Raw genomic sequence first — 21,891 nt, 5'->3', positions numbered from 1 at the left:
ACGTCATAGGGTACCGGTGATCGCTTCGGCGGCGGCCTGGCCGCAGACGCGGGCGGAGCCGTACGTGGCGATGTGGACGGAGCCCAGGTCGGTGCGGGCGGGCAGGCCCATCTCGACCACCACCGCGTCGGGACGCGCGCTGAGCAGGTGGCGCAGCGCCTCGCCCTGCCAGTCGTAGCGGTGCGCGTCGCGCACCACGATCACCAGCGGGCGGTCCTCCGCGTCCTGCAGCAGGTTCTCCAGGGCGGGGCCGGTGGCCTCGCCCGCGGCCAGGCGGGTCACCGCGGTGCCGGGCAGCATCCTGGACAGCGGCTCGCCGACGCCCCACGGGGTGCCCTTGTCGATGGCCAGGTTCATCTCCGGCGACAGCTCGACGACCTGGGCGGGCCGGCTGATCGGCAGCGTGGGCGCGGCCGACCTGCGGGTGATGCGCAGGGCGCGGCGCGCGGCGTCCAGTCCGATGCCGGGGCCGCCGGAGCCCGAGCCGGCGACAGGCGCGCCGGACAGGCTCCTGGCGCGGGCGGCGACGGTCCACTCGGCCAGCTCGGTCACCCGGCGGGCGGCGTCGGCCAGGCGCTCCTCGGGCAGCAGCCCGTCGGCCACGGCCGTGGCGATGGCGTCGCGCACCGAGATGGCGGTGGCCTCGTCGGCGTGCTCGCCGCCGACGCAGATGGCGTCGGCGCCCGCGGCGATGGCGCGGGCGGAGGCGCCGCCGATGCCGTACGCGCCGGAGACGGCGGCCATCTCGATGCCGTCGGTGACGATCATGCCCTCGAAGCCCAGCTCGTTCCTGAGCAGCCCGGTCAGCACCTTCTGGCTGAGCGTGGCGGGCGCGTTGGGGTCGTGGGAGGGGACGAGCAGGTGGCCGGTCATGACCGCGCGCACCCCTTCGTCGATCGCCGCGGCGAACGGCGCCAGCGCCTCCTCGATCTCGCCGCCCACGACCGGGACGCCGTGGTGGGAGTCGACGGAGGTGTCGCCGTGGCCGGGGAAGTGCTTGGCGCAGGCGGCCACGCCGGCCGACTGCAGGCCGCGGACGAAGGCCCGGGTGTGGCGGGAGACGAGATCGGGGTCGGCGCCGAAGGCGCGCAGGCCGATGACGGGGTTGTCGGGGTTGGAGTTGACGTCGGAGGAGGGGGCGAAGTCGACGGTCACGCCGGCGGCGGCCAGGTCGCAGCCGAGGTCGCGGGCGAGCGCCTCGGTCAGCTCGGTGTCGTCCACGACGCCCACCGCGTAGTTGCCGGGCCGGCTGCTGCCGGTGGCGACCTCCAGCCGGGTCACCTCGCCCGACTCCTCGTCGGTGCCGACCAGGACGGCGGGGTTCTCGGCGCGCAGGGCGGCGGTCAGTTCGGCGACCTGGGGGACGCTCGCGATGTTCCGGGAGAAGAGCACGACGCCGGCGAGTCCGTCACCGAGCCTGCGCAGCAGCCAGTCGGGGGGCGTCGTGCCTTCGAAACCGGGCAGGAGGACGGCGTCAGCCAGGCGCAGGAGGTCACGGCTCAAGGGCATGACCCGAAATCTAATAGGAAAGTTTCCTATTTGCTAGAGGCATTTTCAGACGTCAACACGGATGATCCGATGGCCATCCGTGATGAATTCGGCGACGGTACGGACTCCTGAGGCTTCCAGGCCCTTGTGGGACACGCGAAATCCGGTCGCGCCGGCCGTACCGGAGAGGTATCCGCGGTGTCCGTCGAAGTGCCGGATGTGGGGATTTGCGGCCAGAACGGCTTCCGCGTCGGTCTCCGGCGGGCGGCTGGAGATCGCCGAGCAGACGAACTCGGCGCCGGCCGCGGGCGAAGAAGGATCAAGGAAATCGGCCTTCAGATCGCACGCCCAGTGGTTGTGGACGTCACCGCTCAGCACCACCAGACCGCCCGCCGCCGCCAGGATCCGGGCGCGTTCGGCGGGATGGCCGTCCCAACTGTCCAGGCGCAGGTTCGGCGCGGGCCCGGGGACGAAGCGGCGGGCGAAGAACAGCGGCTGCACCAGCACCTTCCAGCGGACCGGGGTCGTGGCCAGCCGGGACAGCAGCCACCGCTCCTGCTCCTCGCCGAGCATCGTGGCGGCGTCGCGGTGCTGGCGCACGTCCAGCAGCATGAAGTCGGCCACCCGGCCGTAGGTGCGCCGCCGGTACATCTGCAGCGCGCCGCCCGCCGGGCGTACGCGCAAGGGCAGGTGCTCGTAGTACGCCTGGTAGGCCGCGGCCCTGCGGCGCAGGAAGGCGGCCGAGCCGTCGCCCCTGCCGCGGTAGTTGTCGAGCACCTCGTGGTCGTCCCAGGCCGTGGCCCAGGGCGCGGCGGCGTGGGCGGCCTGGAGGTCGGGATCGGACTTGTAGCGGGCGTAGCGGGCCCGGTAGTCGGCGAGGGTGACCGCCTCGTCCGTACGGTCCAGGCGGCGTACCGGGTCGGCGGCCTGGCGGCTCTCGTAGATGTAGTCGCCCACGTGGAAGACCACGTCGGGACGCTCCTCGGCCAGGTGTCTCAGCGCGGTGTAGCGGCCGTGCTCGTAGCGCTGGCAACTGGCCACGGCGAAGCGGACGAGATCGGCCGAGTCGGGGGCCGCGGCCGTCCTCGTGCGCCCCGCCGCGCTCAGGGCGGCGCCCGCGCGGAAGCGGTAGAAGTACTCCGTTCCCGGCCGCAGGCCCGCGACCCGCACGTGCACGCTGTGCGCCCACTCGGGCAGCGCCCGCGCGAGTCCCTGCTGCACGATCTTGGTGAACCGTTCGTCCGCGGCGAGCTGCCATCGCACCTCGACCGCCCGGCCGGGCACTCCGATCAGCCGGGTCCACAGGATGACGCCGTCCGGCAGTGGCTCCCCCGATGCCACGCCCAAAGTGAAGGGGTTGGCCATGCGGTCAATCGTGACTCACAACCGCTCCACGATGGTGACGTTCGCCTGACCTCCCCCCTCGCACATCGTCTGCAGCCCCCAGCGCCCGCCGGTGCGCTCCAGCTCGTGCAGCAGCTTCGTCATCAGCACCGCGCCGGTCGCGCCGAGCGGATGGCCCAGGGCGATCGCGCCGCCGTTCGGGTTGACGAGCGCCGGGTCGGCGCCGCTGTCCTTGATCCACGCCAGCGCCACGGAGGCGAACGCCTCATTGATCTCGATCACGTCGAAGTCGCCGATGGACATGCCCGTCCTGCCGAGCGCGTGCGCGGTCGCGGGGATCGGCGCCGACAACATCTCGATCGGGTCGCCGCCGCGCGCCGACAGATGGTGCACGCGGGCGCGCGGGGTCAACCCATGCTCCTGTACGGCTCGCGCCGACGCCACCAGCAGGGCGGCGGCGCCGTCGGAGATCTGGGAGGCGAGCGCGGCGGTCAGCCGTCCGCCGTCGAGCAGCGGCTTCAGCCCGGCCATCCTGGCGGCGGTGGTGTCGCGGCGCGGGCCCTCGTCCTGGGCCACGCCCTCGTAGGGGGCGATCTCGCGGGCGAAGTGGCCGGTGTCGACGGCGTGGATCGCGCGGTGGTGGGAGGTGAGGGCGAAGGCTTCCATGGCTTCCCTGGATATCTCCCACTTTTTCGCGATTTGTTCGGCGCCGTGGAACTGGGAGACCTCTTGCGTGCCGTACCGCTGGGACCAGCCCTTGGAGCCGCTGAACGGCGTCTCGTGGCCGAGTTCGCGGCCGGCCAGCATCGCCTGGGAGATGGGGACCATGCTCATGTTCTGCACGCCTCCGGCCACCACGAGGTCGCTGGTGCCCGACAGGACGGCTTGGGCGGCGAAGTGGAGCGCCTGCTGGGAGGAGCCGCACTGGCGGTCGACGGTGACGCCCGGCACGTGCTCCGGGAGCCCGGCGGCCAGCCAGCAGGTGCGGGCGATGTCGCCTGCCTGCGGTCCCACGGTGTCGACGCAGCCGAACACCACGTCCTCGACGGCCGCCGGGTCGGCGCCGGTGCGGTGGAGCAGTTCATTGAGCACGTGCGCGCCCAGGTCGGCGGGGTGGGCGGCGGCCAGCCCGCCGTTCCTGCGCCCGACCGGGCTCCTGACCGCACCGACGATGAAGGCCTCGTTCATGCCCCAATCCTAACAAGCGCTTGGTCGTCGGGTGGGATCCCGAGGCGGTCAACCCGTGGACCGTCAACCTGGAGGCCGTCAGACCGGAGGTGGTCATCCCGGGGACCGTCAGACCGGAGGTGGTCAGACCGGAGACCGTCGGACCAGGGGTTGTCAGCCCTGCGGCGGTCATACCGGAGGTGGTCAGACCGGAGACCGTCGGACCAGGGGTTGTCAGCCCTGCGGTGGTCATACCGGAGGCCATCAGACCGGAGACCGGACCGGAGGCCGTCAGACCAGGGGTTGTGGGACCAGGGGTTGTGGGACCACGGGTTGCCGGACCGGAGGGTGGCCGGGCCCGAGAGCTGCGGGTGCGGGGTGGGAGGTGGGGTGGGCCGGGGGTGGGGTGGGCCGGGGGTGCGGGGTGGGTGGGGTAGGTGGGGACGGGGGGTTGGGTGGGGGGTGGGGGAATCGGGTTGGGTGGGGGGTGGTTGGGGTGGGGGCGGGGTGAGCTGGGCGTGTTCCGTGAACAAGCGATTGTGCGAGGGCTCATAATGGAGGACGTGACAACGCGAAAGAACTCCGGCGCGACCGCCACCACCCCGGCCAAGCGCCAGCGCGCGACCTCGTCAGGCACGGCCTCCGAGCGCCGTGACCACCTCGTGAAGCTCGCCGCGGAGCTCTTCGCGCGCAAGGGCTTCCAGGCCACCACCGTCCGCGAGATCGCCGACGAGGCCGGGATCCTCTCCGGGAGCCTGTACCACCACTTCGACTCCAAGGAGACGATCGTCGACGAGGTGCTCTCCACCTTCCTCGACGACCTCATCGCCCGCTACCGCGCCGCCCTGGAGTCCGGCGGCGAGCCGAGGGCCGTGCTCTCCGAGATGGTGCGCATCGGCTTCGGCACGCTGGAGCCCCACCGCGCCGCGATCACCGTCATGCAGAACGACTGGAACTACCTGCGCCAGTTCGAGCGCTTCAACTACCTCGTCAAGGCCGAGGACGAGGTCGAGCAGATGTGGGTCGCGCAGATCAAGGCGGGCCAGGCGGCCGGGCAGTTCCGGGCGGACGTCGACCCCAAGCTCACCTACCGCATGATCCGCGACACGATCTGGGTGGCGGTGCGCTGGTTCCGGCCGGGCGGCAGGCTCAACACCACGGGTCTGGCCGAGCACTACATCACCGTGCTGTTCGACGGCCTGGCCACGGGCGAGCGCACCACGCAGAAGGCATGAGCCTCCGCAAAGCCGTCCGCGTGGCGCTGCAGGAGGTGGCCGACACCGCCAAGGCGCCGCAGATGCAGCGATACATGAAGTCCGAGATGCCCTTTCTCGGGGTGTCGGCCGGGCCCCGCCGTACCGTGTTGAAGAGGGTTTTCGCCGCTCACCCGCTCGGCGGCGCGCCCGAGTGGCGGCGGGCGGTGCTGGAGTTGTGGCGGGAGGCGGAGTACCGCGAGGAGCGCTACGCCGCGATCGAGCTGTCCGGCTACCACCTCTACCGCGAGCACCAGACGCTGTACACGGTGCCGATGTACGAGGAGATGGTGGTCACCGGCGCCTGGTGGGACCTGGTGGACGAGCTCGCCACCCACCGCGTCGGCGGGCTGCTGACGGCCTTCCCCGACCCGATGCGCCCGCTCATGCTGCAGTGGGCAGGCGACTCCGACCTGTGGAAGCGCAGGACCGCGATCCTGTCGCAGAACCGGTTCAAGGAGCGCACCGACACCGCGCTGCTGTACGCGTGCATCGAGCCGAGCCTGTCGGACAACGACTTCTTCGCCCGCAAGGCCATCGGCTGGGCGCTACGCGAGTACGCGAAGGTCAACCCGCGCGAGGTGGTCCGCTACGTCCAGGCGAAGGGCATTTCTGGCCTGAGCCGGCGCGAGGCGCTCAAGAACGTCGCTACCGAGTCCACAGCGCCTCCTGCACCGCCTGCACCAGAGCCATCAGCCCAGGCGTGACGCCCTCGCCGCGCCAGGCCAGCCCGTAGGTCAGGCGCAGCTCGGCGCCTTCGAGCGGGACGAACCTGATGTCCTCCCTGCGCACGGTCCTGGCGACGAGCTGCGGGATCGGCAGCAGCCCGGCTCCCGCGGCGACCAGGTCGAGGGCGGCGGCGTAGTCGTCCTCGGCCACCTGGCGGTGCCGTCCCGGCAGCCCCGCCAGCCGCCCGCCGGGCACGAGCAGGTCCTGCCCGCCCAGTTGCTCGGCCAGCACCCGGTTGCGCCACGGATGATCGGCCGGTACGGCCAGCCGGTCCACCGTCACGTGGAACCGCGCCCCCGTGGCGAACCGGGCAGGCGCAGGAAACGCGACGAGCGCGGCCGACACCCGCCCCTCGTCGAGCGCCTGGGCGGCGGCGCTCCGCCCGGCCGGGCGCAGCTCGACGGCCAGGGAGGGGCCGCGCGCCGCCAGCCGCCGCACGATCCGCGCCGCCAGCGCCCCGGCGATCGGTGGATAAGCCAGATGGATAACTGTCTGCGCCATCCGGGCCGCCTCGTCGGTGAATCCGTCGACCGCGTCCAGCACCCGCTCGGCCTGCGCGAGCAGCGCGGCGCCCGCCGCGGTCAGCCGTACCTCGCGCGGGCTCCGCTCGAAAAGCCGGAGGTGGAGGGCGTTCTCCAGCCGGGTGATGGCCTGGCTCACGGCAGGCTGCGACATGCCCAAGTCGGCGGCGGCCAGGGAGAAGCTGAGCCGCCCAGCCACGCGGGCGAAGCACTGGATCTCCCTGAGCATAAGCAGCACGAATAGATGATGCATCATCGCGGAGATCGACGGCACGATCCGAAGGTCTACGTCACCGGCTTGGGAGCAGTGAGATGTCGTCGTCCACCGTCCTCGGATACCCCCGCATCGGCCCGGACAGGGAGCTGAAGCGCGCCCTGGAGTCCTACTGGGACGGGCGCACCACGCGCCAGGACCTTGACCGGGAGGGCGCCCGGCTGCGGGCGGCCACCTGGAACCGCCTGGCCGAGCTGGGGCTCGGAGAGCTGCCGTCCAGCACGTTCTCGTTCTATGACCAGGTGCTCGACACCGCCGTGATGCTCGGCGCGGTGCCGGAGCGCTACCTGGCCGCCGAGGACCCCTACTTCGCCATGGCACGCGGCACCGCCGGGCTGGCGCCGCTGCGGATGACCAAGTGGTTCGACACCAACTACCACTACATCGTGCCGGAGATCGGCCCGGAGACCGTCTTCAAGCTCGGCGACGCCCGGCCGCTGGCGGAGGTGCGCGAGGCGCGGGCGCTCGGTCACGAGACGCGGCCCGTGGTGGTGGGCCCGGTGACGTTCCTGCTGCTGTCCGGCGCGCTGGAGCGGCTGGAGGACGTGCTCGGCCCCTACGAGGAGCTGCTGACCGCCCTGGCGGCAGAAGGGGTGGAGTGGGTGCAGCTCGACGAGCCCGCGCTCGTCACCGATCTCACGTCCGCCCAGCTCGACGCGGTCCGCGCCGCCTACGACAGGCTCGGCGCCGCGCGCAACCGGCCGAAGATCCTCGTCGCCTCCTACTTCGGCGACCTCGGCCCCGCCCTGCCCGCGCTGGCCGCCACGCCGGTCGAGGGCATCGGGCTGGACCTGGTGCGCGGGCGGGTGCCCGAGATCGCCCTGGACGGCAAGACCGTCTTCGCGGGCGTCGTCTCCGGCCGCGACGTCTGGCGCACCGACCCCGGCCGCGCCCTCGCCAGGCTCAGGGCCGTGCGCGCGGACCGGGTCGTGGTGAGCACCTCCTGCTCGCTGCTGCACGTCCCCTACGACGTCGCCGCCGAGGACGGCCTGGAGCCCGGCCTCCTCGCCCGGCTGGCCTTCGCCGAGCAGAAGGTGGCCGAGGTGGTCGAGCTGGCCCGCCTGCTGGCCGACGGCGCCGCCGTACCGTATGACGAGGTTCCCGCCGCGCCGGCGAGCCCTTCCCACGAGGTACGGCAGGCCCGCAGCCCCTACCCCGTGCGGGCCGCGGCGCAGGCCGGGCACCTCAAGCTGCCGTTGCTGCCGACCACCACGATCGGGTCGTTCCCGCAGACCGGCGAGCTGCGCGCGGCCCGCGCCGGCGTGGTGGCGGGGGCGCTGGCGGCCGGCGACTACGACAAGCTCGTCGAGCGAGAGATCGAGCACGCCATCCAGGTGCAGGAGGACCTGGGCCTGGACGTGCTCGTCCACGGCGAGCCCGAGCGCAACGACATGGTGCAGTACTTCGCCGAGCACCTCGACGGCTTCGCCGTCACCAGGAACGGCTGGGTGCAGTCGTACGGCTCCCGCTGCACCCGCCCGCCGATCATCCACGGCGACGTGCGCCGCCCGGCGCCCATCACGGTGCGCTGGGCCACCTACGCGCAGTCGCTCACCGACCGCCCCGTCAAGGGCATGCTGACCGGCCCGGTGACGATCGTGGCCTGGTCGTTCGACCGCGACGACCTGCCGCAGCGCGACGTGGTGTTCCAGGTGGCCGACGCGATCGCCGAGGAGGTCCGCGACCTGGAGGCGGCCGGCCTGTCCGTCATCCAGGTGGACGAGCCCGCCCTGCGCGAGCTGCTGCCGTTGCGCGCGGCCGAGCAGCCGGCGTACCTGGAGTGGGCGGTGGCCGCCTACCGCAGGGCCACGTCGGTGGCGGCCGACCGCACGCAGATCCACACGCACCTGTGCTACTCCGACGCCGACCAGATCCTGGCCGCGATCGACGGCCTGGACGCCGACGTGACCACGATCGAGTCGGCCCGCTCGGGGCGGCGCATCCTGGACGCGGTGAGCGGGTACGCGCGCGGTCTCGGGCCGGGCGTCTACGACATCCACTCGCCGCGGGTGCCGTCGGCCGACGAGGTCGAGGAACGGCTCGCGGCCACCCTCAAGGTCCTGCCCCGCGAGCGGGTGTGGGTCAACCCGGACTGCGGCCTGAAGACCCGCACCTACGCGCAGGTCGAGGCGTCGCTGGGCAACGTGGTCGAGGCGGCCCGCCGGGTACGCGCCACTCTCTGAGGGGCGCTCAGCCCGTGTCGTGCACGCGGTGGAAGTCGTCGAGGTTCTGGCGGTAGTGGTCCAGGTCGGCTTCCAGCGCCTGCCTGGTGAAGCGCTCCGGGTTCTCCCGGTGGACGGCCCGGCCGGCCGGCGTCCAGAAGGCGTCGGCGGGCACGCGGTCGGCGCCGGCGGGGACGAAGCGGAGGGCCTCGGCCACGGCGTCGATCGCCAGCTCCCACCCGGCGACGACGCTCTCGTAGGCGTCGTCGCCGACCGGGTCGGCGGCGAACCGCAGGTCCTCGGCCAGGGCGCGGCGGGCGTAGACGCCGGCGACGAACACCCACTGGCCGGGGTCGATCAGCCGGGAGATTCCGGGGCCGAAGCGCAGTTCGTGCAGGCGCGCGGCCCGTTCCCCCTCGTAGGAGACCTCGACCTCGGCCGGGCCCAGGCGCAGCGTCCAGGCGTCCTCGCCCTCGACCGGCTCGGCGCTCTCGCCGCCTTCCGGGACCGCCAGGTCGAGGTAGACGTAGCCCTCGGCCAGCGATCTGGCCCGCTCAGGCATGCTCGGCCACCAGGTTCCTGTAGGTGTCCCTGACGATGAGCAGCCGGTCGAGGTCGAAGCGGCCGGGCTCGCGGGCGCGTACCTCCAGCCCGCGATCGGACCAGAAGGCGCTGTCCGGCACCGCGTCGTCGCCGGGCGCGATGAACTTGACGGCCTCCTCGACGGCCGCCGCCGCGATCGACAGGGCTCGCCTGGCCTCGGCGGGATCGTCCACGGGCACGTTGCCCGCGCTGAGGTCGGCCACCCACAGCCACTCGCCGGCGTCGAGCAGCTCCGAGGGCTCCGGCCCGCCGAACGTGGGGTACCCGGCGGGGATCACGGGCCGCGCCGGCAGGCCGAACAGGAACTCGCGCTCGTTCCCGCAGCCGCGGCAGCGACCGGCGTAGCGGTCGGCCCGCTCGCCCTCGGCGATCACCAGTCCCCTGTTCCAGGTCGTCTCGACGGAGCCGCACCGCTCGCACGGGTTCAGGTCGAGGTAGAGGTGTGCCTCGTCCCTCGTGCGCGCCACCGCGAATCCCATGTCCGTCCCTTCGTCCGCCCCCATCATGGCGCATCCACGACCGCGTACCTGATCGGGCGGTAGCCGCACACGCAGGGCTCGTCGTCAGGACAGAGGCACTCGTAGGGGAAGTACCCGGTGGTGTTGGCGAGCCGGCGGGCCTGCTGGGCGCGGTCGGTCGGCGGATGGCGGCCGTCCAGCAGCTCGCGGATCGACTGGCGGAAGGAGACGCGCTCGTCGACCCGCCCGCGCCCGTCCACGAGCCTGACGAGGGCGTCGGCGAGGGCGGGCGGCACCTGGTCGCGCAGGTGCGGGTTGTCGCCCACGCCCAGCGAGGTGGCCAGCTCCACGAGCACCCGCAACCTCGCCGGCCTCTGGTACGGCGTGGCCGCCTCGACCTGGCGCACCGCCTCCCGCAGCCGGGCGAGCGCCTGGTGGTCGGCCACGGTCAGGGCGGTGGGGGCGGCGTCCGGGTCGGGGAACGGGTCGCGCCTGAACACGGGAGCGCCGGTCGGCAGCCCCAGCATGGCGCCGATCATGGCGGCCGTCTCGCCCGCGGCGTCGCGTTCGATCGTGCCCAGCGAGCCGAGCGCGGCCACCTGGAAGAGCGCCATGGGTCCGTGGAGTCTCATGGTGAGCGGCTCGCCGCGGGTGGCCCGGTGGGCCGACAGCTCGACGGCCACCGGCGGCCGCCCCGGGACGAGCAGGTCCATGAGGGCCTCGCCGTACACCCTGACCTCGGCCCCCGCCTGCTCGGCGGCGCGCGTGAGGGCCGCGGCGGCGGCCCGCACGGGCGGGATGGCCGGCTGGCCGAAGACGGCGTGCAGCGCGTCGACGTGGGCGGGCGCGAGGTGGCCGCCGCGCGCGGCCAGGATGAGGCGGGTCCGCGCGGGCAGGCCGCCGATGGTCAGGCCCAGACCGGCCTGGGTCGCGGCCTGGCGCAGCTCGTTCTCGCGCTGGGCGCGCAGCGGCCTGGGCGCTTCGGCGAGCGCCAGGACGGCGGTCCTGAGCCGGACGAGCGCGGGGACGTCGTCGAGGCCGATCGCCGGGTCGGCGGGCAGGGTCTGCCCGTTGAGGACGGCGCCGGGCGGCAGTCCCGCGGTCCGCAGCGCGATGTGCGTGGCGGTGTTGAGCGCGACGTCGGCGGCGTTGAAGGCGGAGACCTCCAGCACGAGCCGGCCGGGCCCGTCGAGCTGCGGGAAGGTGTCCACCAGGCCGGGCGGCGCGGCGGACTTGGAGACCACCAGGTCCAGGCTGCCGCCTGGCCACTCGACGGTGAAGCGGCCGGGTCCCGCCGGGGTGATCGAGGTGACGCCCGCGACCTCGGCCAGGCGGCCGAGCGCCGCCGGCGAGGTGTCGAGGGCCCCGATCGCGGTGGCGGAGTCGATCACCGGACCGGCGCCGGTGTTGAGCAGGTCGGCGATCGAGCCCTGGCGCGGCGCGGAGGTCACGCGCGGGCCGTCGCCCCACGGCGGTGGCGGCGCCGGGTGTCCCCTGGACGCGACGTCGGCGGCGATCGCCTCGATCGCCTGGGCCAGGTTGAGCTGGGCCACCGCGTCGGTGGCCTGCTTCCACAGGCCGGACAGGTGGGCGTGCTCGTTGAGGCGCGGGGTCAGGCAGTGGTCCTGACCCTCCTGCAGCCGCCCGCCGGGCAGGAACGACCGGACCACGCCCTGGCTCTGGCCCTCCCGGTTGGCCATCTCGTCCTGGATGGCGTGGCTGATCTCGTGCACCAGCGTGGACTCGACGGCGTACGGGTGCAGCCTCGGCCGCAGGACGGCCACGAGCGGGTCGTCCTGGTTGTCCCCGGTGGAGATCCTGGCGTTGTCGGCGGCGCCGGGATCGCCGATCTTGAAGCGGACGTAGAGGATGCCGTGGTCCGGCGTGACGATCTCCATGGTGCTGCCGTCGGCCAGCCAGCGCAGCGAGGTGACGGCGCCGCCGAAGGAGCTGGGCGTGAGCTGGACGGCGGCCAGCTCGTCGTGATCCAGGTCGGGCATGGAGGCCGGGCGGGCGTCGAGGGCGAACGGCGAGTCCGGCAGGGCGGGCGACGGCGCGGACGCGCCCGGGGCCCCCGGCGCCGAGGCGGCGGCCGGACCTGCCGCCGCCTGGCTGGCGCTGCCCGCGGCGGGCGCGGCCGTGGACGCCGGCTTCGCGGCGGGCTTGGCGGCGGCGGGCGGGAACGCCGGGGCGGGCGCCTCGTGTGACACGTCGCGGCTGTCCAGCTCGGCCCGGATCTTGTCGGAGAGCGTGCCCTCGACGGGCGAGGTGTGGAAGAGGTGGCGCAGGTCCAGGTCGTGGTCGCGGGAAAGCTGGACGAGCTGCTCCGGCACGGTGCCGAACGCCTCGGCGAACCCGAGGTCCCGCTCGTCGCTGCGGACGGTGCCGTCGGGGGCGAACAGGTAGCCGCGCACGGTGCCGTCGTCCTCGGTCACCGTGAGGTGGACGTTGACCTGCTCGTCGAACGCCCTGCGCCGGGCCTCGACCAGCGGCGCGAGCGGGTCGGCCGCCGGGGCGGTCCCTTCCAGGAGCAGGGTGCCGTGGTCCATCGCGGGCGGGGTGAACGACCAGCCCGACCCGAGCGGCACGCCGGCCTCCGCCTCGGCCATCATCTGCCGGTACTCGCCCAGGAACATGGCGACGACCACGGTCGCGGTGCCGAGGTTGGGGAGGTGGTCGGGGGTGGAGCGGACGTCGCTCCCGCGCGGGTTGCGGGTGATCTGGGTGAGCGTCCCGTCGTAGGCGACGTGGAACTCGACCTTGACCATGGGGCCGCGCTGGTAGTCGGTGGCCTCGTCGCGGTTGCCGATCGACATGGTGGTGCGGCTGCTGGCCTGGTCGCCGCTGTTGTAGCCGCCCCTTATGGTCGTCTCCGCGTGCTCGCCGCCGACGCCTCTGGCAAGGGGGAGCAGCCAACTGCGGCCTGTGGACGCGCCGGCCATCCGCTGGATGCGGTAGACGCGGCCGGCCTCGCGCGCCTTGAGCGGGCCCACCACGACCGCGTTCACGTACGGCCGCGCCCGCAGCCCGATGTCGTAGGCGAAGCCAGAGGCCGTGGGGCCGTTCAGCCGCCCGTTGTTCAGCCCGCCGGCGCCCGCCATGCGGTCGAACAGGGTCGTCAGCGCCAGGTCGTTGACCAGGGCCTCAAGCTCGTTCATGCGCTCACGCAGGGCGCGCTTGCTGAAGCGGCCCCCCTTGACCAGCGCGTCGGCGAGGCCCTTGGTGACCGAGCCGTCGGTCACCAGCGTGTCGGTGGACGTCGTGACCGGCAGCCGGACGATCTGCCGCGGGTCGGTCGGCACCCGCACGCCGGGGGTGGCGGGCGCCTGCTCCGCGGGCAGGATCTCGTCGGACTCGATGAGGCGGACCATCTCGACGTCGAGCTCGACCCTCGTCTCGGCGGGCCGTCCCGGGTGGAGCACCTTGTCGGCCAGACGGCGCGAGCCCCTCCTGAAGCCGGCGAGCCGGGACCGCACGGGCCGCCGCTCCACCTCGATGATCACCCTGCCGGTCTGCCTGACCCGGTGCATGTCGGCGGGGCCGCCGTAGCGCTCCACGGTGGTCTCCTGGCTGGAGTAGGAGCCGGAGCGGGAGCGGTTCCTGTCCGTGGACAGCGAGGCGTCCTGGCCGCCCGAGGTCTCCGAGTCCGCGCCCTTGAGCTCGGTGCCGAGGCTGCGGCCGACCGACTCGGTGACGCCGTCCTCCTCGTAGGTGTAGTCCTGGTGGAGGGGCACCTTGGTGGTCGTGCGGCCCAGGTCCACGGCGGAGTCCGGGTCCAGCTCCATCCTGATCTTGACGGTGAACCGCTCGGTCCTGGCCGTCGAGCCGACCCGCATCGTGAACGTGTCCCTGTGGCCCCGGCCCAGCATGTTGTCGATCTTTCCGCGCCAGCGTTTGCCGGACAGCGAGCCGTCCAGCTTGTCCAGCGCGGCGGGGTCGCCGAGCAGCGAACCCGGCGCCACCTTCTCGATGGCGTCGCGGACCGCGTCGAAGATCTCGGTGCGCTCGCCGTCCTTCGTGAACGTGGTGCTGTCGAACTTGGTCATGCCCATCTTGGTGGCGATGTGGTCGGGCAGGACCACCTTGCGTACCTTCTCGGCGAGCTCGTGCGCCTTGGTCATGCGCGAGCCCTCGGGCTCGGCCTTCATGGGCGCCATGCCGGGCAGCGTGGCCAGCTTGTCGAGCAGGGTCTTCGGCGTGTGCCGGTCGGACAGCGGGACCTCCGGGTTGCCCTTGGCGTTGTGCGCCTGCAACTCCATGAGGTAGCGCTTGGCCAGCGGGACGGCGACCGTACGGTCGAGCTCCAGGTTCCCGTCGAGCCAGCGTTCCACGGCGTCGGCGAGCTGGTGCAGGGGGAGCTGGAGGTCGCCCTTGGCGTACATCCGCAGGACGACCTCCTCCGGCACCGAGAACAGCACCGTGCGGTCCCGCACGGTGATGGTTCTGATGCCCTCGCGGTCGCCGGGGTCGAAGGCCGACATGGGGAACTCGGCCGTGGCGCGGAAGAGGTACTGCTGGCCGATGTCGATGGTGAGCCGCTCACGGCCCCAGATCAGCAGCCTGGAGGCGTTGTGGCCCTGGTTCCACGAGCCGTTGGTGCCGGCGCTCGGGCCGAAACCGCCGTTGTCCTCCTCCTGGTACCCGTAGTCGCCGCCGCCGTTGACGCCGAGGTTGGAGGAGGTGCCGAGAGAGGTGCCCTGGCTGAACAGTTGCAGGAAGATGTCGCCGATCACCAGCGGGCTCGACGTCAGGAACTGCATCTGGCCGAGCTTCCACTCCATCTTGAACTGCCCGTGCGACGGCCCGAACCGCCCCTGCCCGCGTACGGCGAAGCGCGTCATGTACGGCGACTTCCTGAACGGGTGCGCCGAGACGTTGTGCACCCCGAGGAAGGCGGCGAGGTGGTGGAAGGCGGGCGAGGCCCGGCCCATCAGCCGGGGCAGGAGCCTCCTGGCCGCGTCCAGGAAGCCGCGCGTGTCGACGTGGAGCAGCGTGGCCTGGTCGATCATGTCCGCGGGGATGGCCTGCCACTCCCCCGCCGGGCGCTTGGGGTCGGGCAGCAGATCGGACGGCGTCAGCGTCTTGATGACCACGGGCCGGTCGGACAGCTCGACCGGAGGCTTGCCCTCCTGCCTGAGGGTGACGATGACCCGGCCATCGGTCTCGCGCACGGACATCGGGCCCGTGGTCTCGATGAGCGTCACGTCGTTGCCGGTGTCTCCCAGGCTGGAGCCGCTGTTCTTGCTGACCCCGAGGCCGCCTCCGGTCCTCGCGCCGTACTTGGCGCCCTCGGTGTCCTGTCCCGGGTTGTGGCCGGCGCTCAGGCCGCCGTTGACGCCGGTGGAGCGGCCGTGCCCCTCGGAGGCGACGCCGGTGTTGGAGCCGATGTTGAGCAGCGCCTTGGCCCGGTTGAAGGCGACGGCCAGGATCTTGGTGGTCTTGGAGTCGACGTTGACGTGGATGTCGATGGGGAAGTACTGGGTGGCGTGGAAGCGGCTGTTGAGCGTCAGGACGAAGTGGATGTTCTGCTGGATCGACTGGTTGAGGCCGGTCTTGAGGCGCAGCTCGGAGAGCTGGTTGGCCACTTCGACCAGGTTGTCCCACTGGGAGGCCGCCTTGAGCGGGTCGTCCAGCGGGAAGATCGGCCGGCCGTTGACGACGTCGGGCAGCACGCGGAGCGCGCGCAGCTTCTCGATCGTCTCCTTGGCCGTCTCCGACAGCTCCGACACCTCACTGACCAGCGAGAACACCGCGTCCGGTAGCTGATGGGGCCCGGTGCCCTCCCAGACCGTCCGGGCTTCGTCGCCCTTGACCGGCTTGGCCAGTTCCTTGGGGTCGTCGCGCAGCAGGATGCGGCCCTTGCTGTCGCGCAGCGGCGTGCCGTCGGGTCCGTACATCACGGCGGCCGGGTCGAACGGCAGGCCGGCGCGGGCCGCCGCGGACTCGGCCACGACCATGTGCAGCTCCCCCTCGGTCTTGACCGGGTCGGGCGACTTGCCGCTCTCCAGCGTGATCCGCAGCTCGGCCTTGTAGCCGATGATGATGTTCTGCTGGTGCTCCATGCTGCGGTCCACCACGGGCTTGAACGCGGTGCCGCCCGCGCTCACCCCCTCCGACCTCGACCTGCCGTGACCGGCTCCCGCGCTCCACTTGCCGTCGACGTCGGTGTCGAGGAGGTCCTCCACCTCATCGCCCAGCGCGTTGAAGGCCCGCTCGCCGCTGACCGAGGCGTCGGTGGAGAACCCGAACGACTGGCCGCCGTTCGCGACGGTCACCGCCACGCCCAGGTCCTCCTTCCAGCGCTCGTTGGTGGCGATGCCGACGCGGCGGGCCGTGCCGTACACGGGGGTCGTGACCACCTCGACGCGCGCGTACGGCCGGCCGTTCCTGGTGAGCCTCCCCCGCACGGCGGAGTTGATGGAGTCGGCCATCTGGCTGTGCCACTTCTCGTACAGGAAGGTGCGCAACTGGTGGCGCAGGTCGGTGCCGACGTCGGCGGCGCCGTCAAAGGCGGCCACGGCGGCCTCGAACATCTTCTCGGTGCCGCTCATCGCGAGGAGCAGGTGCGCGGGGAACTTGTCGTCCAGGTTGGACACCACGCCGGGGAACTTGGCCTCCAGCTCGGCCATCGTCTCGGACTTGCCGTCGGAGCGGTCGGTGTGCGCCATGCCGACCCACATCCGCACGTCCTTGGCGTCGCTCCTGGTCCCGGTGTTCACCGATTCGACGCTCTTCCACCCGCCCTTCTGCGAGGTGCGGATGTCGATCTGCCACTCGGCCTCGGCCGCGAACAGCGTGGACTCGCCGCGGTTGTCCTCGACCGCGCCGCCGACCACGTAGTCACTGGAAGCGCCGTTCACCGACCGGGTGCGCGCGTGGCCGGCGTCCGCACCGGGGCCGAAGGTCCTGACGGCCGCCTCGGTCCACATCCTGATCGGGGAGTCCTCGCTCAGCACCTTCAGGAACGGCAGCAGCCGCTTCGCCTTCGCGCCGGCCTTGAGCACGTGCACCCGCGCCATCGCCGCCGCGACCGCCAGCCCGCCCTGCGGCAGGCGGCCGAGCATCATCTCCGAGGCGTCCGCCGAATGTCCGAGAACCTCGACCAGCTCGCCCGCGGACAGCTTGATCCGTATCTCGCCCTGGTGGTGGACGCCGACCCGCAGGACCGCGCCCTCCGTCGTCACCAGGCGGCGGAAGTGCGCCTTCAGCACCCGCTGGAGCTGGTCGGGGGTGAAGGTCTGGTCGACGCCCTGGGCGCGCATGGCCGCGTTGAGCCGCTGGGTCAGCCGCGTGATGTGCGGCAGCCTGCCGGTCGCGACCGCGTTCGGCAGGATCTCCCGGTCGGGCACCGCCTTGCGCAGCGCCTCGTCGTAGGCGTCGAGCAGGCTCTTGGCCTCCGCCTCCGTGTCGGCCAGCGCGCTCGCGGCGGCGGCCACGACGGCGGGCGTGGCGCTCCGGTGCCACTCCAGGTCGGCGGCCAGCTTCGCATAGCCCTCCTGCGCCGCCTGTGCCGCCTCGCGCGCCTGGACGTAGGCCAGGATGATGCGATGGTGGCGGCGGTGGATCTCCTGCTGCTTCTTCGCCTCCTCCTCCGCCTTGCGCACCCGCTCGGGAGCGAACTTGTCGCGCTCCTTCCTGGCCTTCTGGGCGTCCGCGCGGGCCTGGACGTAGGCGTCCTTCGCCTTCTTGGCGGTCTTGCCGTGGGCGGCGATGCGCGCCTTCACCCCGTCGACCGCCTGGGCCAGGGCATCGGCCTGCTCCTGGGCCAGCCGGGTGGAGGCGGCCACGGGGGTCTCGGGCGCGGGCGGCGGCGGCGGGCGTACCCCCTGGTCGCCGGTGACCGTCGGGGACATCGGCGCGATCGCGCCGCGTCGCTCCAGGTCCTCGGCGATGACCTGGAGCAGGTCGAGCAGCTCGCGCTGCCGCGCCGGATCGTTGGTCTCCAGGTAGCGCCTAGCGAGGTGGCGGTGCTCGTTGTAGCGGGCCGTCACGCACGCGTCGGTCGTACGGCCGGCGAGCCTGTCCAGCGTGCTCCTGATCACGCCCTGCCTGGTGGGCGCGGCCAAATCCTGCAGCGCGTGGGTGATCTCGTGGACCAGCGTGGTGGAGACCAGGTCGGGGTGCAGGCGGGGCGAGAGCCGTACCACGTGGGGGTCGGCGGCGGTGCCGGCGCCGACCGTGACGGCGGCGTGCGTGTCGGCGCCCGGCCGCTCGTAGCGCACCTCGAAGTGCTGGGTGCCCTGGCCCTCGGTGGTGACCTGGAGCTGGGGTCCCGTGTCCGACCAGACGATCGAGCGGACCTCTCCGCCGAAGTCGCCCGGCTTGATGGCGTTGCCGTCGATCAGCGCCTTGACCTCGGAGTCGGCGAGGTCGGTCAACGGGGTCGGGCGGGTGTCTGCGGCGAACGGCGTCCCCGGGACCGCCCGCGACGTGCGCGGGCGGCGGCGGGCCCGCGGGGCGGGGGCCGGGGTGGTGCTCGGCGCCGGGGTCGTGGGGGTGCGCGGGTTGCCGAGCGCCCTGATCCGCCTGGCCAGTGCGGCGGCGGCGGACTGGTGGTAGCCGGGGCTCAGCGACAGGTCGCCCGCGGGGTCCTCGCCGACGAGGGTGTCCGCACGGGCTCCGGGGTTGGCGGCGAGGACCTGCCGGGTCAGCTCGGTCGCGGCCTGCCTGGTCTGCGGCGAGCGCTCGGCCAGACGGGTCAGGGCGTCCAGGGCGCCCTGTGCCTCCGGGCGTCCGCTCGCCCGCGCCATCTCCGCGCCCAGCCACGCCGCCGCCTGCGCGAGCAGCCGGTCCTCGCGGGCGCCGTCCTTCGCGTTCTGGACGAGCGAGCGCGTGGCTTCCGCGAGCACGTCCGCGGACAGTTGTACGGCCCTGCCGCCGTCGGACACCAGCACGCTGCCGTCCTGGAGCCAGAGGCCCTCGGGGGCGAGGTGGAGCAGAGCCTCGTCGACCGCCTTCTTGGCATCGAACCGCGCGTTCCGCTGCCGGGCGGCGGGGGTGGCCTGGTTGCCTGACTGGTTGGCCGCCTGCGTGCCTGACTGGTTCCCGGTCTGGTTGCCTGGCTGGTTGGCCGTCTGGGTGGTTGCGGGGGCGGGGACCGGGGTGGGCGTCTGGACCGGCTGCACGGACGCGCCGGGGTCCGGGGTGGCGCCGGGGGTCGGCTGGACGGCGGGGTCCGGACCCGAGGTGGCCGACTGCGTCGCACCGGAAGCGGCGGCCGGGGCGGCGTTGGGGTCGGGGGCCGATGCCGAGGCCGGGGCGGCACTGGGGTCGGGGGCGGCGCCCGGATCTGGGGTCGTGCCCGGGTCGGGAGCCGTGCCTGGGTCTGGGGTCGCGCCTGGGTCTGGGGCCGTGCCTGGGTCTGGGGTCGCGCCCGGGTCTGGGGCCGTGCTCGGGTCTGGGGCGGGTGACTGGTTCTGGGGTTGGCCGGATCCAGGGTTCTGGGCTGGGTTTTGCGGCGCGTTCTGGGCGGTGTTGGCGGCGGGGGGCGTGGTGGGGCCGGGCTGGGGCGTGGAACCGGGGGCGGCGTTCGGGTCCGCGTTCGGGTCCGGGGCGGCGTTGGGGTCGGCGTTCGGGTCCGGTGCCGCGTTCGGGTCCGTGTTGGGGTCGGGCTGGGGGGCGTTCGGGTCCGGCTGGGTCGTGGTGTTGCGGCCGGAGCGCGTGGCGGGGTCGGGGGTCGGCTGCTGGGGGGTCTGGGTGCCTGGTCCGGCCGGTCCTGCCGGGGTGGTCTGGTTGCGGCCGCCGGTCGGGGTGTTCTGGCCGGTGCCGGGCTGGGGGCCGGTGTTCATGCCGGTCGGCACCGGTCCGCCGGGCTGGGTGGGGCCCGTGCCAGGGGCCGTGGGGCCGGTGCCGGGCGGGGGTGAGGACGGAGGGTCGCCCGCGCGGGCCTGGTCGGCGGCGGCGGCCAGGTCGTTGGCCGAGGCCAGCGACGACAGCGGGTGGGTGACCGCGGTGAAGACGTCCGGGTTGAACGGGCTGATGGTCCCGGTACGGCCCACGCCCCCCATGAAGGCCCCCAGCATGGCCTCGGCGGTGAACGGGTTGCCCGGCGGCTGCTGGTAGACGATCGTGTTGGCCGCCAGGCTGCCCACCGGTGAGGCGATGGAGTTGGTGACGCCGGTGGTCAGCGCCCGTCCCCCGAAGCCGGGCACGTGCCGGGTGAGCCGGGAGATCGGCCGGGTCAGCCACATGCCGACCGTCGCGCCCACGCCCGCGCCGACGATGGCGGCGAACGTCTTCTGCCAGTCCCACTGGGTGCGCGTCTTCATCTTCATCTGCTGCCACTGGGCGACGATGTCGATGAAGCCCTCTTCGGCGATCTCCTCGATGAGCTCCTTGCCGAGCGGGGTGGCCATCAGCCGGAGCAGCAGGGCGCGGCCGGTGGCGCCGCTGAGCGTGGTGAGGCGGGCCAGGCCGGTGGTGCCGACCGAGCGTCCGGCCATGGCGGCCAGCCTGGACAGGATGCGGGTGATGGCGGCCCGCGCGGCGGTGGCGACAGGGCCGACGAGCGGCGCGGAGGAGCCGGCGGTGAAGAACGCCACGAACAGGGCGATGGCGATGGCGACGACCGTGACCCAGAAGGCGACGTTGACGGAGAGCTTGGAGTACTGGACCTGGACGGCGAAGTTGCCGGCCTCCAGCGAGCGGGCCTCGGCGTCACGGGCGACGCCGACCATCCCGGCCTGCGGACCGCACAGTTCCCGCGCCCGTCCGACGAATCCGGCCATGGAGGGGGTCGCGCAGCCGGAGACGATCTTCCGCGCCGCCCGTCCCGCGTCGTCGAGCGGGGCCGTGGCCCCGGCGCCGAGATCGGCGTACGCCTGGGCCAGCTTGGACAGGGCCAGTTCGCTGGCCTCGGGCCATTTCTGGCCGCCGGAGAGCATGGGGATCAGCCAGGTGTTGACCCATTCGGGGAGCGTGGAGTTCTCCCAGGCGGGCTGCACGTCCCTGTCGATGCGCGCCCAGCCCTGAGCCTGTCCGCCGCCCGCGCCCAGGACCTCGGAACCGGTCCCGGGCTGCCCGCCCGTGGTGGTCGTCACGCCGTTCCCGTCATCCGCTCCTCAGTGTCAGACTTCCTTGATCTGCGCGCCGGCCCGCATCTCCTGGCCCATCCCGGCGTCGGTGGTGCGGAGGTTGTCGACGACCTGACGGGCCCGATCGCCGGCGTCCCTCAACTGGTTGGGCAGGTCGGCGAAGCGCTTGACCAGCTCGTGCGGCCCGCCGTCCGCGCAGTGCTTCTGCCAGAACGCCTTGCCCTCCAGGCCGTCGCCCCAGGGCGCGGCGGCCAGGCAGGCGCGCACCTCGGCGGCCAGCGACTCCACCGTGCGCTCCATGTCGCCGGCCATCGTCGCCCACTGGCCGACGCCCTCGTAGGCGACGGACTTGAAGATCTCGATCCCGTACTCGTCCCTGCTCATCCACGCCCGCCCATCTGGTCGGCCAACTGGGCCATCACCGTCTCGAGGTCGCCGTCGAGGTGCGCCCGCATCTGCTCGGCGGGGATCAGCGGCGAGAAGACCTCGATGACCCGCTCGCGGGCCTTCTCGGCGGCCCGCTGGACGGTCTCGGTGATGGTGTCGGCGAGTTTCCTGGCGTCGGGGTGCCGGTAGATGCGCGGGTCGAGGTCGAGCCTGATCAGCTCGCCGCGCGCGCCCACGGTGGCGTTGACGAGGCCGTCACGGGACTTCTCCGTGACCTGCAGGGCCCTGGCCTTGGCATGGAGTTCGGCCCCCTCGCTCTGGAGCCGCATGAAGGTCGCGCGGAGCTCATCGGCGTAGGCCTGCAGTCCCGCGGTGTCCCGGTCGTGGGAAGACTCCATTTCACCCCCCTAGCCACACAGGTGTTAAGAGGTAGTTTCCGACACATGAACACCATTCGACAAGATCATACGAT

At 72.9% G+C, this 21,891-nt stretch carries 12 protein-coding genes; 3 read left to right on the top strand and 9 right to left on the bottom strand.

Going from position 1 to position 21,891, the window contains the following annotated elements; genetic code table 11:
* Positions 1–3: 3 nt before the first annotated feature.
* Genes ACIBEJ_RS21100 through ACIBEJ_RS21090 form a run of 3 tightly spaced genes read right to left on the bottom strand, consistent with a single transcriptional unit; the run spans position 4 to position 4,020 of the window.
* Positions 4–1,509, bottom strand: a complete 1,506-nt coding sequence (locus ACIBEJ_RS21100; RefSeq protein WP_397184460.1) for a glycoside hydrolase family 3 protein — start codon at positions 1,507–1,509, stop codon at positions 4–6.
* 45 nt (positions 1,510–1,554) lie between these two features.
* Positions 1,555–2,853: an alkaline phosphatase D family protein gene (locus ACIBEJ_RS21095; protein ID WP_397184459.1), complete on the bottom strand. Its 1,299-nt coding sequence runs from the start codon at positions 2,851–2,853 to the stop codon at positions 1,555–1,557.
* A 15-nt stretch (positions 2,854–2,868) separates the two neighbouring features.
* Positions 2,869–4,020 carry an acetyl-CoA C-acetyltransferase gene (locus tag ACIBEJ_RS21090; protein ID WP_397184458.1) on the bottom strand — a complete coding sequence of 384 codons (1,152 nt, stop codon included), beginning with the start codon at positions 4,018–4,020 and terminating at the stop codon, positions 2,869–2,871.
* A 533-nt stretch (positions 4,021–4,553) separates the two neighbouring features.
* Between ACIBEJ_RS21090 and ACIBEJ_RS21085 the strand changes: the two genes are divergently transcribed.
* The gene (locus ACIBEJ_RS21085; protein WP_397184457.1) at positions 4,554–5,234 is read left to right on the top strand and encodes a TetR/AcrR family transcriptional regulator; all 681 of its coding nucleotides are present in this window, start codon (positions 4,554–4,556) and stop codon (positions 5,232–5,234) included.
* Complete coding sequence (locus ACIBEJ_RS21080; protein ID WP_397184456.1) at positions 5,231–5,959, top strand: DNA alkylation repair protein; 729 nt, start codon at positions 5,231–5,233, stop codon at positions 5,957–5,959. Before ACIBEJ_RS21085 ends, ACIBEJ_RS21080 begins: the two co-directional genes overlap by 4 nt.
* Here the strand turns inward: ACIBEJ_RS21080 and ACIBEJ_RS21075 are convergent.
* On the bottom strand, positions 5,901–6,731 hold the full coding sequence (locus tag ACIBEJ_RS21075) for a LysR family transcriptional regulator (RefSeq protein WP_397185271.1): 831 nt from the start codon (positions 6,729–6,731) through the stop codon (positions 5,901–5,903). The genes ACIBEJ_RS21080 and ACIBEJ_RS21075 overlap by 59 nt on opposite strands.
* An 83-nt stretch (positions 6,732–6,814) precedes the next feature.
* Between ACIBEJ_RS21075 and metE the strand changes: the two genes are divergently transcribed.
* Positions 6,815–8,959 carry a 5-methyltetrahydropteroyltriglutamate--homocysteine S-methyltransferase gene (gene metE, locus ACIBEJ_RS21070; RefSeq protein ID WP_397184455.1) on the top strand — a complete coding sequence of 715 codons (2,145 nt, stop codon included), beginning with the start codon at positions 6,815–6,817 and terminating at the stop codon, positions 8,957–8,959.
* A gap of 7 nt (positions 8,960–8,966) precedes the next feature.
* Here metE and ACIBEJ_RS21065 read toward each other — a convergent pair whose 3' ends face one another.
* Genes ACIBEJ_RS21065 through ACIBEJ_RS21045 form a run of 5 tightly spaced genes read right to left on the bottom strand, consistent with a single transcriptional unit; the run spans position 8,967 to position 21,817 of the window.
* Complete coding sequence (locus tag ACIBEJ_RS21065; protein WP_397184454.1) at positions 8,967–9,500, bottom strand: hypothetical protein; 534 nt, start codon at positions 9,498–9,500, stop codon at positions 8,967–8,969.
* Positions 9,493–10,020 (bottom strand): hypothetical protein, encoded by a 528-nt coding sequence (locus ACIBEJ_RS21060; RefSeq protein ID WP_397184453.1) that lies wholly within the window; start codon positions 10,018–10,020, stop codon positions 9,493–9,495. Before ACIBEJ_RS21060 ends, ACIBEJ_RS21065 begins: the two co-directional genes overlap by 8 nt.
* Positions 10,021–10,043: 23 nt before the next feature.
* Positions 10,044–21,038, bottom strand: coding sequence for a hypothetical protein (locus ACIBEJ_RS21055; RefSeq protein ID WP_397184452.1), 10,995 nt, complete (start codon positions 21,036–21,038; stop codon positions 10,044–10,046).
* Between the two features lie 27 nt (positions 21,039–21,065).
* Complete coding sequence (locus ACIBEJ_RS21050; protein ID WP_397184451.1) at positions 21,066–21,416, bottom strand: hypothetical protein; 351 nt, start codon at positions 21,414–21,416, stop codon at positions 21,066–21,068.
* A complete protein-coding gene (locus tag ACIBEJ_RS21045) occupies positions 21,413–21,817 on the bottom strand; it encodes a YbaB/EbfC family nucleoid-associated protein (RefSeq protein ID WP_397184450.1) in 405 nt (134 codons plus the stop codon). Before ACIBEJ_RS21045 ends, ACIBEJ_RS21050 begins: the two co-directional genes overlap by 4 nt.
* Between the last annotated feature and the right edge of the window lie 74 nt (positions 21,818–21,891).

Origin of the sequence: Nonomuraea sp. NPDC050790, from assembly GCF_044456745.1 — a bacterium.
Taxonomy (GTDB): Bacteria; Actinomycetota; Actinomycetes; order Streptosporangiales; family Streptosporangiaceae; genus Nonomuraea.
The sequence above is the reverse complement of the archived record's forward strand: the minus strand, read 5'-3'. Positions and strand labels throughout refer to the sequence as shown.